Below are 16474 nucleotides of genomic sequence, written 5' to 3' on the forward strand. Positions count from 1 at the left end.
CCCCTTGAGTACCGCCGTCGCCACCACCCGCCCGGGCCAGGTCCTCGCCGACCTGCTGCCCGCCTCCCGCGTCCGGGACATCGCCCTCGTGCTCGGCGGCGCCGCGCTCACCGGCCTCGCCGCCCAGCTCGCCGTGCCCGTGCCGGGCTCCTCGGTCCCGGTCACCGGCCAGACCTTCGCCGCGCTGCTCGTCGGCACGTCCCTCGGCGCCGGCCGCGGCTTCCTCTCGCTCGCCCTCTACGCGCTGCTCGGCCTCGCCGGCGTCCCGTGGTTCGCCGAGGGCACCTCCGGGAGCGGCGCCTCCTTCGGCTACATCGTCGGCATGCTGCTCGCCTCCGCCGCCGTCGGTGCCCTGGCCCGCCGCGGCGCCGACCGCTCGGTCCTCCGTATGGCAGGCACGATGCTGCTCGGCGAGGCGATCATCTACGCGATCGGCGTCCCGTACCTCGCGCTGAGCCTCGACCTCTCGACGAGCGCCGCGCTCGCCGCCGGCCTCACCCCGTTCCTCATCGGCGACGCCCTGAAGGCCGCCCTGGCGATGGGCGCGGCTCCGACGGCCTGGAAGTTCGTCAACAAGCAGCGCTGACAAGGCAGTTCCTGCGGAAGAGGTTCGCCGGGTCGTACGTCGACTTCAGCTCGGCGAGCCTCTTCCGCGTCTCCGTGTCGTACAGCCCCTCGGTCCGATCACCGGCCCCGAACGCGAAGTTGACCGCCCGCCCGAGCGTCGCGGGCGCGAGCAGCGCGAAGGCCGGGTCGAGTCGCGCACGGGCGGCCTCCCGCTCCCCGACCGCCAACATCCGTACCAGGAACCGCCCTTCGCGATACGGCACCGAGTTCGGCGCGGGCCGCGCCAGCGCCCCGCCGAGATGATTGACCTGTACGACACACATGCCGTCGGCCGCGTCCGGCCCGGCGAGCGCCAGCACCTCGTCCATCCGCGCCACATCCAGCTCACTCACCACCGCGCTGTCCCCGTAGTACGTGTGCGGGGTGGGCGGGTCGCTGTGGATCGTGTGGCTCTCGGTGTACGGCATCTCCCGCAACGAGTCGGCCAGTACCGGCCCGAACTCCCTGAGCGGCGCGACGAGTTGGGCGCCTTTATCGCCGCTTCCCGTGTAGGCGACGCGCACGGAGAGCACGTACCGCCCGCGCAGATGCGGCGGCAGCGCCGGGATGTCCGGGTACGGTACGGCGGCGAAGGACGAGGTCAGCTCGTCCGGTACGGTCCGCGTCCACTCCTCGTACGCCCGCAGCAGGGCCGTGGGATCGACTTCCCGCCCGTCGAAGGCGAGCGAACCGCCGTAGAGCGTGCGCACGGGGACGAGGTCGATCTCCAACTCCGTGACGACCCCGAAGGCGTGACCGGCGCCGAGCAGGGCCCAGTACAGGTCGGGCTCCGACTCCCTTGTCACCCGGCGGAGTCGGCCATCGGCGGTGACGACGTCGAGTGAGCGGACGTGATCGGCCGCGTATCCGAACTCCCTTGCCAGGATGCCGAGTCCACCACTCAGCGTGTACGACACGGCACCCACACTCGGCGCGGATCCGTTGAGGGGAGCTAGGCCGTGGGGTTGGGCGGCGGCCACGACCTGTCCCCAGCGCACGCCCGCCTGGACGCGGACGGTACGTGCCTCGGGGTCGACGCTCACCCCGTCCATCCGCTTCGTCGTGATCAGCACCCCGCCCTCCGAGCCACCCGGCAGCCCGTGCCCGGTGGCCTGGACGCCGACCGGCAGATCCTCGGCGGCCGCGTACCGTACGGCGGCGATCACGTCGTCGGCCGAGCGCGCGCCGTGGATCACGGCGGGGCGCTGGGTGAACCCGGTCTGGAAACCGGAGAGTTCGTCCTCGTAGCCGGGGTCGGTGGGGCGGAAGGTGAGCGGCTGGGTGTGGTTCATGGGGTCATGCTGGCCGCATAACCTGACAGGTGCCGTCAGGCTTTCCGGCGGGAGCGAGTGAGAGGGGGAGGGCCGGGTGCTCCCGCTCCCCGGCCCTCCCCCTTGCACTAGCTTTCCAACGGCCGCTGTCCCGGCCGCCGTTGGGACCAGTACACACCCGCCGCGCCCACCGCGATCAGTGCCGCGCCGGCCGCGCCCAGGGGCAGGACGTCATCGCCGACCCCCGTCTTGGGCAGCGTGTCGCCGCCCGGTGCCACCGGCTTGTTGTCGGTGCCGAGCAGCAACGGGGTGGCCGGGGCGTTCGGCGACGGGTTCGTCGTACCGAACGGGACCGGGCCCTGCTGCCAGAACGTCTTCTTGCCGTCGGCGGACGTCACCGGCAGACAGATCTTCCCGGCCTTGCTCAGGTCGTACGTCGCGTCGACGGCGTACGACTTCGACTTGCCCGCGGCGAGAGCGCCGACGGAGCACTTGAATCCGCTGTTCGAACCGGGCGGCAGATCTTTTTCGGCGATCGCCGAACAGCCCTGCACGCTCTTGACCTTGAGGCCGTCGAAGCCGACGACCAGGAGATTGAGATCGCCGCTCGCCTTGGTCCCCTCGTTCTTCACCGTGGCGGTGATCGCCGTCTTTTTCGAACCGTTGTCGACCGAGATCTTCTCCGGCAGGAGCGTGGTCAGTTTCACTCCGGCGGGAGCCGCGTCCATCGCCTTTCCGCCTTTACTGCTCCCCGGTCCCTGGTCGTCCGCCGAGGCGGTGAAGGAAAGGATCATCACCGCCGAGAAAGATGCCGTGAGCAGCGATCCTGTGATGGTCTTGGCCACGGCCGCGGTCATGGTCGTAGCACGACGAGAACTCATGTTCGTCCCCCTTGTGTTCCCCTGTATCCCCCTGCGACTGTGCCTGAATTCGCAGTACTTGAAGAGGTACCACAAGATTTCTCCGCACTATGCTGGTACGGCATGAAGTGTGACCATTGTGGGGGTGCAGCGGATTGCCGGGGAATACGGGAAATTCGGGGAACGTGAGGGATGGCGGAGTTCCGGGACTCCTGGTGACCGGACGCTATCGGCTGGTCGAAAGTATCGGCCAGGGGGGAATGGGGCGGGTGTGGCGAGCCGCCGACGAAATGCTCGACCGGCAGGTCGCGGTCAAGGAAATGCGCATCGACGGCCTCGACGCGGAGGACACCCGCACCCGCCGCGAGCGCACCCTGCGCGAGGCCAGGGCGACGGCCCGCATCGACCACCCCAACGTCGTGCGGGTCTACGACGTCGTCGACGAGGGCGAACGCCTGTGGATCGTCATGGAGTTGGTCGCCGGGCGCTCCCTGGAACGCATCCTGACGGACGACGGCGCGCTCGCCCCGCGCGAGGTCGCCCGTATCGGCCTCGGCCTGGTTGCCGCCCTGCGCCAGGTGCACGCGGGAGGCGTCCTGCACCGCGACATCAAGCCCGGCAACGTGCTCGTCGAGAACGGCGGCCGACGCGTCGTGCTCACCGACTTCGGCATCGCCGCGATCCAGGACGCCACGGCGCTGACCGTGGTCGGGATGCTGGTGGGCTCGCCCGACTACATGGCACCCGAGCGGATCTCCGGCCATCCACAGGGACCGCCCTCGGACATCTGGTCCCTCGGCGCGACACTCTGCGCCGCGCTCGGCGGCCGCTCACCGTTCTCCCGCGACACAACACTGGCCACTTTGCACGCGGTTCTGTACGAGGAGCCCGAACTTCCGGTGGCTGCGGGGCCGTTGCGTGACATCCTCGCGGCGTTGCTGCGGAAGCAGCCTGAAGCTCGGCCGGGGTTGGGGGAGTTGGAGCGGGTTCTGGGGCCGGTGGCGGTTCCGGGAGAGGGGTCTGAGGAGCCTGAGGGGGATGAGGGGCAGGGGAGTGAGGAACTGGCCTCTGGCGAGGCGGAGTTGGAGGAGTCGCCGCCCGAGGTCTATCGGGAGTCCCCGACCCCCGCCTTCCTGGCACCGTCGCTTGTCCGCGCGGCACGCGATCCCCGGGTCTACGAACCCGACCCTGTCGAGGACGCGATACCGACGCAGCGTCCCGCCGTAGAAGAACTGGTTTCCGCAGCCGAAGGAGCGTCCGAGGCCGCCTCCGAAGCCGCCTCCGAGCTGAGCTCCGAGGCCTCGGCCAACAACTCCCCGCGCCCTGCTCCACGCAGGACGGGCGTCTCCCTCGACCGCGCCGATCAGGGTGAGCGCGCCGTACAGGCCGAGCGCGGCGAAGAGGACCAACTCGCCGAACGAGCCGCGGCGTTGACCGAGCGAAAGCCCGTGCCCCTCCCGGCCCACCCGCCGGCCCCACGCCCGGCACCGCCGCACCCCGGCCTCGGCGCCGAGGCCGTTCCCGGCTCCCGCTCACCCCGCCCGGCGCCACCGCGCCTCGCTCTCGGCCCGCACCCGGCCCGCTTGCCTCGCCCCACCGTCGGCCCGTCGCCCGGGGGTGAACTCCCGGGATCTGCCCAGCCGTTGACCCCTGACCGGACGCACCGCACCCGTCGCCGTGTCGGACTGATCGCCGTTGCGGCAGTGGTGGTCGCGGGTACGGTCATCGGGTCGATCCTCGCGAACTCCGGTGGCTCGTCCGGTAGTTCGTCGACTGCTTCAGCGAAGTCGACCGAACCCTCGGCCTCCCCGTCCTTGTCCCCGTCCCCCACAGCCGCCTCCCCGTCCCCCACGGTCGAGGGCACCTCCCGCCCCCCGACCCTGCCCCCGGGCACGCACCGAGAGGCGGGTGGGTTCGCGTGGGCGACGCCCAGCGGCTGGCGGCGGGATCTGAAGACGGGGGCCGAGGTCCACTACACATCACCCGACGGCACCCAGGAACTGGTCGGAAAGTCGTCGCTCGCGCGCGGTGACCTGATGGAGACCTGGGAGGCCTCGGAGCGGAGCGCCCATCAGGGGGAGAGCTACCGGAAGATCAGGCTCGACAGGACGACGTTCCGCGGTTATCCGGCGGTGAGTTGGGAGTACACGTTCACGCTCAAGGGCGTCCCGTGGCACGCCCGGCTGCTCGGTTTCGACGAGGACGGGAAGTCGTACCAGATCAACACCTGGTACCAGCCGGGCGTGGAGACCCAGGCCCTGGGGACCTACGACAGGGTCAAGAACGGCTTCGTCGTGCTGTGAACGTCCTGAGTTAACTCCCTTGCGAACGCCCTTAGTTCACAGACACCTTGTCCGCGTCCGTGTCGGAGACCGCGGTCGTGACCGCCTTTCCGCCCCGCACCCGCTCCTTGACCACCGAGACCGCCACGACCGCCAACGCGACCAGGAGGGACAGCAGAACGGTCGTACGGCCGCTGCTCTCGCCCTCGGTGTCGGTGAGCATGTAGCCGAGGACGAAGACGATCAGGGCGATCGTCGCCCAGGTCAGATACGGGTACAGCCACATCCGCACGACGAGCTTCTCGGGCGACTCGCGCTCGATGATCCGGCGCAGGCGCAGCTGGGACGCGCAGATGACCAGCCACACGAACAGGGCTACCGCGCCTGATGAGTTGACGAGGAAGAGGAAGACCGTGTCCGGGAAGGCGTAGTTGAAGAAGACGGCGACGAAGCCGAAGACGACGGAGGCGATGATCGCCGCCATCGGTACGCCGCGGGACGTGGTCCGGGCGAACGCCTTCGGGGCGTCACCGCGGCCGCCGAGCGAGAAGGCCATGCGGGAGGCCGTGTAGAGACCGGAGTTGAGGCAGGACAGCACCGAGGTCAGCACGATGAAGTTCATGATCTGGCCGGCGTGCGCGATGCCGAGGGAGTCGAGGGCGGCGACGTACGAGCCCTGCGCCTTGATCGACGGGTCGTTCCACGGGAGCAGGCAGACGACGATGAAGATCGAGCCGAGGTAGAAGACGCCGATGCGCCAGATGATGCTGTTGGTCGACTTGGTGACCGCGCGCTGCGGGTCCTCGGACTCACCGGCGGCCAGCGTGGCGATCTCGCTGCCCATGAAGGAGAACACGACCAGGAGCACACCGGTCAGGATCGCGCCGGGACCGTTCGGCAGGAAGCCGCCGTGGTCGGTGAGATTGCCGAGGCCCGCCTTGTCGGTGCGGGCGCCGGGCAGCACGCCGAAGATCGCCAGCGCGCCGACGACGATGAACGCGCCGATCGCCACGACCTTGATCCCGGCGAACCAGAACTCGAACTCGCCGTAGGAACCGACCGATACGAGGTTCGTGGCGGTCAGCACCACCATCACGAGGAGCGCCCAGCCCCACTGCGGTACGGCCGGTATCCATCCTTCGAGGATCTTGGCGCCGGCGGTCGCCTCGACGGCGAGGACGACGACCCAGAAGAACCAGTACAGCCAGCCGATCGAGAAACCGGCCCAGCGGCCCAGCGCGCGGTCGGCGTGCGCCGAGAACGAGCCGGAGGTGGGGTTCGCGGCCGACATCTCGCCGAGCATGCGCATCACCAGCACCACGAGCGTGCCGACGAGCGCGTAGGACAGCAGGATGCCGGGGCCCGCGGTCGCGATGCCCGAGCTGGAGCCGACGAACAGGCCGGCGCCGATGACACCGCCGATGGCGATCATCGAGAGATGTCGGTTCTTGAGTCCTGCCTGAAGGCCAGAACCAGAAGTCATGGGGGGAGTTCCTTTACGCCGGTTGGGATGCCGGTGGGGGGTGCCCGTACGAGCGGCGTACGAGTCGGTCCAGTGAATCGGAGGTAAAGGAATTCCTGAACCTTTGAATCCAGATCGTTACTTGAGGTTTCCTTGAGGTTGCGAGGTGTTGCCTGTATTTAACGTGGTCGGGCCCCGGAGCTGCTTCCCGGAAACAGCCGTGTCACACTCGACGCATGCGCGTGTATCTCGGCTCCGACCATGCGGGCTTCGAACTCAAGAACCACCTCGTCGAGTGGCTCAAGGAGGCGGGCCATGAGCCCGTCGACTGCGGGCCGCACATCTTCGACGCCCAGGACGACTACCCGCCCTTCTGCCTCCGCGCCGCAGAGCGCACCGCCGCCGACCCCGAGGCCCTCGGCATCGTCATCGGCGGCTCCGGCAACGGCGAGCAGATCGCGGCGAACAAGGTGAAGGGCGTGCGGGCGGCCCTCGCCTGGAGCGAGGAGACCGCGTCGCTCGGGCGGCAGCACAACAACGCGAATGTGGTGGCTGTCGGGGCGCGGATGCACACGGAGGAAGAGGCGACGAAGTTCGTCGAGGTCTTCGTGGGTACGCCGTTCTCCGAGGATCCGCGGCACATTCGTCGCATTGACATGCTGACGAAGTACGAGGCGACGGGGGAGCTGCCGGAGATTCCGGCGCACCACCCCAACCAGTAAGCAGAATCAGCCCCTCCGGCGTTTGAGGAGCGGGGTCCGGGGCGGAGCCCCGAGGTCTTTCGAGCGCCCACCTGTCAACTGACCGAGACAGGTGGGCGGGTGGGAAAGGAAGTTCGTCAGGTGCCAGAGGGGCACACGATTCATCGGCTTGCGCTGGACTACGGCGGTCACTTCACCGGCGGCCCCGTACAAGTCACGAGTCCCCAGGGCAAGTTCGCAGACTCCGCCGCGCTGCTCGACCGCACTGAACTCACCCGCACGGAAGCCCACGGCAAGCACCTGTTCCTCGGTTTCCGGGACGAGGAGTGGATCCACATCCACCTCGGCCTGTTCGGCAAGGTGACCTTCGGCGGAGCCCCCGCACCCCCGCCCACGGACACCGTCCGCCTGCGCCTCGCGAACGACACGTCGTACGTCGATCTCCGCGGCCCCACCACCTGCGCCCTGATCACGGACACCGAGAAGCGGGCGATACACGACCGCCTCGGCCCCGACCCCCTGCGCCCGCCGAAGGACACCGACCCGAACGCGGCGTACCGGCGCATCTCCCGCAGCCGTACGACGATCGCGGCCCTGCTGATGGACCAGAAGGTTGTCGCGGGCGTCGGCAACGTCTACCGCGCCGAGGTGCTCTTCCGGCACGGCATCGACCCGTACCGCGCGGGCAAGGACCTCACGCCCGCCGAGTGGGACGCGATCTGGACCGACCTCGTCGCGCTGATGCGCGAGGGCGTCCGCAACAACCGCATCGACACCGTCCGCCCCGAACACACCCCCGAGGCGATGGGCCGCCCGCCGCGCGTCGACGACCACGGCGGCGAGGTCTACGTCTACCGCCGGGCCCACCAGCCCTGCCACATCTGTGGCGGCGAGATCCGCACCGCCGACCTCGCCGCCCGCAATTTGTTCTGGTGCCCCAACTGCCAGCAGCCGTAAGGGCGTTCAGCGGTACCGCTAGAACCCGTGCGGCAGCCAGGGCGCGACCGTCGACCCGAACGCCAGCGACGCCTCCGCCAGCGCCCCCGCCCGCAGCTCCCGCACCCGACCGGCCCCCGCGAGCGATACGAGGGACACCCCGCCGAGATACGCGGACCCCAACTCCCGTACGGACAGGGCGAGATCGGCCGGCTCCTCGGTGCGCTTGCAGGACGCGCCCTTCGCGTCGCCGGTGAGCCGCCAACGCCCCTCGTTCCAGGGGCAGAAGGCGTCCGCGACCTCGAACACGACGTCCACGGGCGCCTGGTAGGTGCGCGCCTCCAGCGAGGCGCCGAGGTCCACCAGCCGTACGTGCAGCGAGTCCGACTGCTGGATACCGCACCGGCGGATGTCGGAGACCAGATGCTGCCAGGCGTCGTCGACGGGACGGCTGCGTACCGTGATCTTCCGCGTCAGGTCGATGTCGAAGAGGAACCGCCACAGCGCCGCGTACGACGTCGGGTCCAGCGCCTCCAGATCACGCAGCAGGACTGTCCCCTTGGGGCCCTGGGCGTCCCACTCGGGCTTGACGAAGTACCGCGTGTAGCCGACGACTTCACCCTCCCGCTCCGCCACCACGCACCGCAGCGGCGAGGACCCCTCCCGCTCGCTCTCCGGGTCCAGCAGCGGCAGGTCCTCCCACCCGGGCCGCCGCGCCGTCATCCCCGGCCGCCCGGCCACCAGCCGCGCGTACACCGCCTCGCACTGGTCCCGTACGGCGGCGGGTTCGGCGAAGCGCAGGCGTACATCGTCCGTGCCCGGCGGCACCGAGAGCCGTACCCGGTCGGTGTCGATCTCGGCGGTCGTCCGCATCGTCGCGACGCCGTACCCGAACCGGCCGTAGATCGCCGGCTCGGAGGCCGTCAGCACGGCCAGCGGTTCGCCCCAGGACCGTACGTCGTCCAGCTGCCGCCGCATCATCGACGTCAGGATGCCCCGGCGCCGGTGCGTCGCGGCCACGCTGACCATCGTGATGCCCGCGGCGGGTACGGAGGCGCCGCCGGGCACGGTGAGCCGGAAGCTGAACGCGCCCGCCGTCCCCACGCACGTGTCCCCGTCCCAGACACCGAGGGAGCGGTCGAACTCGGTGAGCCGCTGCCAGAGCTCGCGCTCCTCGGGCGACTCCGGGACGCCACCGAAGGCGTTGACAAGGTTGTCGTACCAGGTGTTCCACTCGTCCTGGCGCAGTACCCGCAGCTCGGTCGGCCCGGCCGGTGTGTTTCTCGCGTCTGTCCCCATGGACCATGCCTACCAGCGCATTGCGGGACGAGCCAGGGAATTTCCGCTCGGCGCCACCGCGAGGGCCTCCGGTGAAGTTCACTGTGAAGTTGAACCTCGCAGGGGGGACAAGTGGGACCTCCCGTGCCAAGCGGCTGGTCGGATGGATAGGGTCCCGAACTAATGGCAGCAGGACGAGAGCGGCGCGCGGAGGCCGACACGTTCACGGCCCGGTTGAAGAAGCTGGTTCACCGGGTCCGCACCGGCCTGCGCAGAAGTGCCGTCGACTACTTCCGCGGGGACGGTTCGGACTGGGTCGCGCTGGCCGGGCTGCTGATCACGATCCCGGTGATCGTGGCCATGACCCTCGCCAACGCGGTGTGGTTCTCGGCGGCCGCGCTGGTCCTCCCGATCGTCGCGGGCGGCCTGCTGCTGCGCCCCGCGAGCCTGCTCGGCCTGTACGCGGCGGCGGCCACCGGCCTGATCGTGGAGTCGGTGAAGCTCGGCCCGTACACCGAGGGCCCGGCGCGGGTGACCCCGGGCGTGGTGCTCGTGGTGGCCGCGTGCGGTTTCTTCGGGCTGCTGATCGCGCAGTTCCGCAGCCGGGTGGGCGTGCCCTGGCGGCGCGGCGGCACCATGCTCTTCGACCTGCGCGAGCGGATCCGGGTGCAGAGCAAGCTGCCCCAACTCCCGCAGGGCTGGCACCGGGAGATGGCGCTGCGGCCGGCGGGCGGCCAGTCGTTCTCCGGCGACTTCGTGGTCGCGGCCCGGACGAACGGTGGTCGGACCATGGAGGTGGTCCTCACGGACGTCTCCGGCAAGGGCATGGACGCGGGCTCCCGCGCCCTGCTGCTGTCCGGCGCCTTCGGCGGCCTGCTCGGCTCGCTGCCCCCGCACGCGTTCCTGCCCGCCGCCAACGGCTATCTCCTCCGCCAGGACTGGGACGAGGGCTTCGCGACCTCCATCCACCTCGTCCTGGACCTCGACTCCGGCGACTACGAACTCTTCTCCGCGGGCCACCCGCCGGGCCTCCAGCTCAGCGCGGGCAGCGGCCGCTGGGAGGAGAAGGCGGCCGATGGCCCGCTGTTGGGTGTGTACGACGGCGCGCAGTTCGACCCCGTGAAGGGATCGCTACGGCCCGGGGACGTGTTGATGCTGTTCACGGACGGTCTGGTGGAGACCTCCGAGCGCGACATCGTCGAGGGCATCGACCGCCTCACCGGCGAGGCCGACCGCTATGTCGCCGGCGGCTTCCACGGCGCCGCCTGGCACCTCATCGAGGCGGTCGCCAAGGACGTCAACGACGACCGGGCCCTGCTGCTGGTCTGCCGCGAGGGCCCGACGGCCCAGGCGGGGCGCTGACGTCGGCGACGGGCGAGGCGGTTCCCCCCCATTACCGTCTTCGTAGCCCCGCAATGGGGTTACCGGCCTTCGGAGTTGGCATGACTACCTCCCCTTGTCGAGTGCATGGCCCGGGGGGTGGTGTCACCAGCTCCGAAGGCACTGACAGACCGCTGATTAGGGGCATGACCACCGGCCTTTCCGCAGGTCGGGAGGCTCTTCGTAATGTGGATGTGGCGATCAGTGCCGTGGCAGGCCGGGTGAACAGCACCGAAGGAACCACGACGTGATCGATACCAGCGACATCGACGTCTACCTCGGACTGGACGTCGGCAAGGGCGAGCACCACGCCACCGCACTCACCCCGGCCGGGAAGAAGACCTTCGACAAGCGGCTGCCCAACAGCGAACCCAAACTCCGCGAGGTCTTCGCCAGGCTGCAGGCCAAACACGGCACCGTCCTCGTCATCGTCGACCAGGTCGCCTCCATCGGCGCCCTGCCGCTGACCGTCGCCCGGGACCTGGGCTGCCACGTCGCCTACCTGCCCGGCCTGACCATGCGGCGGATCGCCGACCTCTACCCCGGCGAGGCCAAGACCGACGCGAAGGACGCGTTCATCATCGCCGACGCGGCCCGGGCGATGCCGCACACGCTGCGCTCGGTCGACCTCGACGACGAGACGATCGCCGAGCTGTCGATGATCGTCGGGTTCGACGACGACCTCGCCGCGGAAGCGACCCGTCTGTCGAACCGGCTGCGGGGCCTGTTCACCCAGATCCACCCGCACCTGGAACGGGTCCTGGGCCCGCGCATGCAGCACCCGGCCGTGCTCAGGTTGCTGGATCAGTTCGGCTCGCCGGCACAGATCCGCAAGGCCGGACGCCGACGACTCATCGCACTGATCCGTCCGAAGGCGCCCCGCATGGCCGAGCGGCTGATCGACGACGTCTTCACCGCACTCGACGAGCAGACCGTCGTCGTTCCGGGCACGGATGCGGCCGCACTGATCGTCCCCAGCCTCGCCTCCTCGCTCCAGGCAGTGCTCGACCAGCGCAAACTGCTGGCTCACCGGATCGAGGAACTACTGGAGGCCCACCCTCTTTCCCAGGTCCTGATGTCCATGCCCGGCATCGGCATCAGGACCGGCGCCCGCATCCTCATCGACGTCGGCGACGGCACCTCGTTTCCGTCCGCCGCCCACCTCGCCGCCTATGCCGGCCTCGCCCCGGCGACCCGAAGTTCCGGGTCCTCCATCCGCGGCGAACAACCTTCGCGGAGAGGAAACAAGCAGCTCAAGCGAGCCTTCTTCCTCTCGGCGTTCGCCGCGCTGGCCGACCCGGCCTCCCGCACCTACTACGACAAGAAGATCGCCCAGGGAAAGCACCACACCCAGGCCATCCTCTGCCTCGCCCGCCGCCGAGCCGACGTCCTCTTCGCGATGCTCCGCGACGGCACCTTCTACCAACCACCAACCCCGATCACCCCTTGACCGAAGTCATAGGGGCACCCCCCCGGGTTTCGGTGAGCGTCCGGGTTTCGGTGAGTCCCCGGGTTTCGGTGAGAAAAGTTTGCCGACTTTGTGATGGTGAAGACCCCGGGTTGCCCGGGCGATTCGCGAGTTGATATTGATGAATCCGTATGCGACACGAGCGGCACACGCCGCGTGAGCCTGTACGGGGGAGCCGACATGAAGTTCGACATGGGTGCGCAGGCGCTGTCGACGCTGATGCGTGACTCGCGTGGATCGAGTCAGGATCTGGGCACGCTGATCCAGCGGTTGGTGCAGGCGGCGGAGCCGCTGGAGGGCAAGTTCAACGGCGGGGGCCGCGCGGCCTTCGACCAGTTCAAGGCGCGGGCGGACGGGATCACGAAGGAGCTGAACTCGTCGTTGGCGGCCATTCTGGGCGGCCAGTCCGGGATGGACAGTGCCTTCGGCACGGGTGACGACGAGCAGCGTGACAACGCCCGGCAGCACATGGGGTCGGCCAATTTCGACGCGGCGCGGTTCTCGGGCCGCTGAGGGTCCGGTTCGTTCCGGTTGTTCAGGGTGTTCCGTTTGTTCAGGGTGTTCAGGGTGTTTTCGGGGAGTGGTGTGTGATGGCGGGTGCGGGTTCGGATCGTCGTTCCTACGACACGACGGCGTCGGGGGACGTGCAGGGGAACCTCGCGGGGGTGATCGCCCAGCTGGAGGCGGTGATCTCGGCGCGGGACAAGCAGGTGAAGAAGGCGATGTCGGACTTCACGGCCGATGGCGTGGCGGACGAGTACCACGGCAAGGAGCACCGCTGGAACCAGGCCTCGCAGGAGGTCCGGAACATCATCCAACTGCTGAAGACGACGATGGAGAAGAACGACTCGACGGCGCATTCGACGTTGGCGAAGGCGAAGTCGGCGGTGGACAACATCGGCTGAACGGTGCCCAGTTGGCGGTCGGTCGGTGGTTCACCGGGGGCTGCCGCGGCTGTTGTGGTTCTTGATGGTTCGTGACGGCCGGGTGCCGGGTTCACGGGGGTTGGTATGACGGGCTGGGACCTGCGTCCGCAGGGCATTCAGCATGTGCTGACGACGACGGGCACGACCGCGTCGCATCTGGAGACGTACGCGAAGGACTACGGCGCGCATCTGCAGTCGGCGGCGTCGAGCGCGGGCACGATCTCCGCGGACGGCGGATCGGGCGGCGCGTCGGGCGGTCAGGGCGGCAAGGACGGCGGGAAGGCACAGGGCGGCCTGGTGGCGCTGGCGCTCTCGCAGTACGCCGAACACGCGATGAAGGACCTGCAGTTCATCGCCGCGCGGGCGGGCAAGTCGATGCAGGGCGCGGTGGACGCGACGACGGCGTATCTGAACGGCGACGACGCGATGGCCGCTGAGGTGCAGCGCAAGGCGTCCACGCCCGGGGTGTCGATGCCGGGAGTGGGTCAGTCGTGATCGATCCGCAGGAGATTCCCGAGTTCACCGGTGACCTGGAGCAGCTGGAGAAGGACTACGGCGATCTGAAGAAGGACGCCGGACACATCCGTTCCACGGGTGCGGACGTGCACGCGCAGTTCCAGGGGTTGTCGGCGTACTACCACGCTCCTGAGGCGGAGACGCTGTTCGCGTCGACGAAGCCGGTGTCGGATCGCTCGGACACCTTCGCCACGGATCTGGAGACGGTCTCCTCGGCGCTGTCGGGGTACGCGACCGAGATCCGTCCGCTGGTGGCGAAGCTGAAGCAGCTGAAGACCGAGGCGACGGAGTTCGTCGCCTCGGTCAAGGGGGACGACGACTGGGAGTACGACGGGGACAAGGTCGACAAGCACAACCGGATCCGGGATGACATCACGGCGGCGGTGGCGGCGTTCTGGGCCGCCGAGCGCACGTGCCACAACGAGATCACGGCCTTGTGGCACGGCACGCAGATGGTCGCCGGTGACGGTTCGGACAAGAAGAACCAGTACGGCTACAACGCGTCGGACCTGAAGGACGCGAAGCTGCCGTGGGGCGACCCGGTGGAGGAGAAGCACCACTGGTACGACGTCGGGCACTGGGCGAAGTCGTTCGTGTGGGACGGCCTGATCGTGGACGGCGTCTGGGGCACCATCAAGGGTCTGGGGACGCTGGTCGGGTTCGGCGGCTGGGACGCGATGGGGCAGGCGTGGAAGGGCCTGGCGCAGCTGGCGACCGGGCTGACGCTGTCGATGATGCCGGGTGCCCAACTCGCTTTCTGGGCGCTGCCGGACAAGGCGCTGCCGTCGTGGTTCCGCGAGTCGCGCAACACGATGAAGCAGACGGGGAAGGCGCTGTTGGCGTGGGACGAGTGGGGCAAGAATCCCGCGCGTGCGGCGGGTGCGGTCACCTTCAACGTCGTCACCACCGTCTTCACCGGCGGAGAGGGCGCGGCCGTGACCGGGGCCGGCAAGGCGGGCGCGGTGGCCAAGGCGGTCTCCCTGGCCGGGAAGGCCGGCAGGATCATCGACCCGATGACGTACGTCATGAAGGGCGCCGGCGCCGGCCTGTCCAAGGTCGGCGACATCGCCAAGAACCTGAAGGGCGTCGGCAAGATCGACATCCCGACCCTCCCCGACGGCTCCGTACACCTCCCCGACGGCCGGCTCCTGGAGCCGAACGGCAACCTCCTCGACCACGCGGGCAACGTCGAGACGACCCCGATCCCGAAGGAAGCGGCTCCTGGACTTCCGGCCCATTGGACGGTCCCGGCGCCGGAAACGGCGCCTGTGGGTGTGTCGCATGCGGCGGGTAATGGGGCGCATGGGGCGCTTCCGCATGTGGGGAACGGGATTCACGGTGGCATTCCGAAGTCCGTGGGGGACGGTGTCCATGGCGGGATTCCGCACTCTGCGGGCAATGCCGTGCATGGTGGCACGCCGCATGTTCCTGGGAACGGGATCCACGGTGGTATCCCGAAGTCCGTGGGGAACGGGATTCACGGTGGCATTCCGAAGTCCGTGGGGGACGGTGTCCATGGCGGGATTCCCCACGCTGCGGGCAACGCGGTGCATGGTGGCGCCCCGCATGTTCCTGGGAACGGGATCCACGGCGGCATTCCGAAGTCTGTGGGTGACGGGATCCACGGAGGTATCCCGAAGTCTGTGGGTGACGGGATCCACGGAGGTATCCCGAAGTCTGTGGGTGACGGGATCCACGGAGGTATCCCGAAGTCCGTCGGTGACGGTGTCCATGGCGGGGTTCCGCACGCCCCGGGCAACGCCGTGCATGGCGGTGTCCCGCACGTCCCTGGCAGCGGCGTTCACGGAGGCGTCCCGCACGGCACGGGCGACGCGGTCTCGGCGGGCGGGCACGCCGGTACGACACCTTCGGCTTGGTACCACGAGACCCCGACGACCCCGGCGCACGAGGTACCGCACACCGGCGGCCACGACCCGCAGACGCCGCATGAGCCGGGCCACGACGCGCCCGCGCACGACAGTGGCCATGACGGTCATGGCGGGCACGATCACGACGGCGACGTAGGGCATGTCGATCCGCACGGCGGAATGGACACCGCCCTGCACGGCGCCGACGCTGGTCACCCGGGCACGGACGTGCCGGGGCACCGGGACGGGGAACCGTTCGAGTACAAGCCGACCATGTCGAACGAAGAGTTCGAGGCTCTTACGCCCGAACAGCAGCACGCGGTGGCCGCGGCCGAACTGGCGCACGGCACGAACCCAGCGCCCAGCGTCAGCAACGCGGCAGGGCTGGAGTACGGCCACGCGCACTGGAAAGAGTTCATGGACGGCCTCGACCCCGAGAGGAAGGAAGGGCTGGTCACCTACACCGGCTCCGCCTACGATCCCATCAACGACCATCTTCGTTATGACACCGAAGTGCCCGATTCGATCTTGCACACCATCGACGAGATGGACAAGGTCATGGACGCTCGCCCCGTACCCGAGGACATCATGGTTGTCCGCGGCACCGGCATCGGTCACTTTGGGCTCGATTCGCCGATGGAGTTGCAGGGCGGCGTCTGGGACGACAAGGCGTTCACCTCCACTGCCATTGGCAAGACCCCGCCACCACCTTTCGACGCCAAGCCGGTGTGGATGCATCTGCGGGTGCCGAAAGACACGCCTGCCCTCTGGCTGGAGTCCATCACCCTGGTCAAGGGAGAACGCGAACTACTCCTCGCCCGCGGTACCGAGTACAAGGTGACGCGGGTCTTCGTGGACGAGGCGGGCAAGTGGCATGCGTACGGAGAGGTTCTGCCGAGGCCGTAGCTTCGTTGCGGAGC

The 16474-nt window shown here is 69.1% G+C and carries 14 protein-coding genes; 10 read left to right on the plus strand and 4 right to left on the minus strand.

Annotated elements, in window-relative coordinates:
• Nucleotides 1–4: 4 nt before the first annotated feature.
• The gene (locus tag OG504_RS34520) at nucleotides 5–586 is read left to right on the plus strand and encodes a biotin transporter BioY (RefSeq protein WP_405993306.1); all 582 of its coding nucleotides are present in this window, start codon (nucleotides 5–7) and stop codon (nucleotides 584–586) included.
• Here OG504_RS34520 and OG504_RS34525 read toward each other — a convergent pair.
• Together OG504_RS34525 and OG504_RS34530 are read right to left on the minus strand one after the other, a co-directional pair.
• On the minus strand, nucleotides 570–1898 hold the full coding sequence (locus tag OG504_RS34525; protein ID WP_405993307.1) for an FAD-binding oxidoreductase: 1329 nt from the start codon (nucleotides 1896–1898) through the stop codon (nucleotides 570–572). The two genes, OG504_RS34520 and OG504_RS34525, sit on opposite strands and share 17 nt — an antisense overlap.
• A 107-nt stretch (nucleotides 1899–2005) precedes the next feature.
• Complete coding sequence (locus tag OG504_RS34530) at nucleotides 2006–2758, minus strand: LPXTG cell wall anchor domain-containing protein (protein ID WP_405993308.1); 753 nt, start codon at nucleotides 2756–2758, stop codon at nucleotides 2006–2008.
• Between the two features lie 239 nt (nucleotides 2759–2997).
• On the opposite strand from OG504_RS34530, the gene OG504_RS34535 reads away from it, so the two are divergent.
• The gene (locus OG504_RS34535; RefSeq protein ID WP_405996510.1) at nucleotides 2998–5040 is read left to right on the plus strand and encodes a serine/threonine-protein kinase; all 2043 of its coding nucleotides are present in this window, start codon (nucleotides 2998–3000) and stop codon (nucleotides 5038–5040) included.
• 31 nt (nucleotides 5041–5071) lie between these two features.
• Here OG504_RS34535 and OG504_RS34540 read toward each other — a convergent pair whose 3' ends face one another.
• On the minus strand, nucleotides 5072–6502 hold the full coding sequence (locus OG504_RS34540) for an amino acid permease (protein WP_405993309.1): 1431 nt from the start codon (nucleotides 6500–6502) through the stop codon (nucleotides 5072–5074).
• Nucleotides 6503–6717: 215 nt separating this feature from the next.
• Here OG504_RS34540 and OG504_RS34545 point away from each other — a divergent pair, with 215 nt between their 5' ends.
• Together OG504_RS34545 and OG504_RS34550 are read left to right on the plus strand one after the other, a co-directional pair.
• Complete coding sequence (locus tag OG504_RS34545) at nucleotides 6718–7203, plus strand: ribose-5-phosphate isomerase (protein WP_405993310.1); 486 nt, start codon at nucleotides 6718–6720, stop codon at nucleotides 7201–7203.
• A 120-nt stretch (nucleotides 7204–7323) separates the two neighbouring features.
• A complete protein-coding gene (locus OG504_RS34550; protein ID WP_405993311.1) occupies nucleotides 7324–8139 on the plus strand; it encodes an Fpg/Nei family DNA glycosylase in 816 nt (271 codons plus the stop codon).
• An 18-nt stretch (nucleotides 8140–8157) separates the two neighbouring features.
• Here the strand turns inward: OG504_RS34550 and OG504_RS34555 are convergent, their stop codons facing one another.
• On the minus strand, nucleotides 8158–9417 hold the full coding sequence (locus OG504_RS34555; RefSeq protein ID WP_405993312.1) for a GNAT family N-acetyltransferase: 1260 nt from the start codon (nucleotides 9415–9417) through the stop codon (nucleotides 8158–8160).
• 162 nt (nucleotides 9418–9579) lie between these two features.
• On the opposite strand from OG504_RS34555, the gene OG504_RS34560 reads away from it, so the two are divergent.
• The 6 genes from OG504_RS34560 to OG504_RS34585 all read left to right on the plus strand — a co-directional run bounded on the left by OG504_RS34560 (nucleotide 9580) and on the right by OG504_RS34585 (nucleotide 16460).
• A complete protein-coding gene (locus OG504_RS34560; protein ID WP_033285873.1) occupies nucleotides 9580–10758 on the plus strand; it encodes a PP2C family protein-serine/threonine phosphatase in 1179 nt (392 codons plus the stop codon).
• 265 nt (nucleotides 10759–11023) lie between these two features.
• Nucleotides 11024–12226: an IS110 family transposase gene (locus OG504_RS34565; RefSeq protein WP_405992347.1), complete on the plus strand. Its 1203-nt coding sequence runs from the start codon at nucleotides 11024–11026 to the stop codon at nucleotides 12224–12226.
• 198 nt (nucleotides 12227–12424) lie between these two features.
• Nucleotides 12425–12757 (plus strand): hypothetical protein, encoded by a 333-nt coding sequence (locus OG504_RS34570; protein ID WP_405993313.1) that lies wholly within the window; start codon nucleotides 12425–12427, stop codon nucleotides 12755–12757.
• A 77-nt stretch (nucleotides 12758–12834) separates the two neighbouring features.
• Nucleotides 12835–13149, plus strand: a complete 315-nt coding sequence (locus OG504_RS34575) for a pore-forming ESAT-6 family protein (RefSeq protein ID WP_366490831.1) — start codon at nucleotides 12835–12837, stop codon at nucleotides 13147–13149.
• Between the two features lie 105 nt (nucleotides 13150–13254).
• Nucleotides 13255–13665, plus strand: coding sequence for a DUF6507 family protein (locus OG504_RS34580; protein WP_405993314.1), 411 nt, complete (start codon nucleotides 13255–13257; stop codon nucleotides 13663–13665).
• The gene (locus tag OG504_RS34585) at nucleotides 13662–16460 is read left to right on the plus strand and encodes an ADP-ribosyltransferase (protein ID WP_405993315.1); all 2799 of its coding nucleotides are present in this window, start codon (nucleotides 13662–13664) and stop codon (nucleotides 16458–16460) included. Before OG504_RS34580 ends, OG504_RS34585 begins: the two co-directional genes overlap by 4 nt.
• Nucleotides 16461–16474: the final 14 nt, after the last annotated feature.

It is taken from the genome of Streptomyces sp. NBC_00986 (assembly GCF_045162565.1).
In the GTDB taxonomy this organism is placed as follows: domain Bacteria; phylum Actinomycetota; class Actinomycetes; order Streptomycetales; family Streptomycetaceae; genus Streptomyces.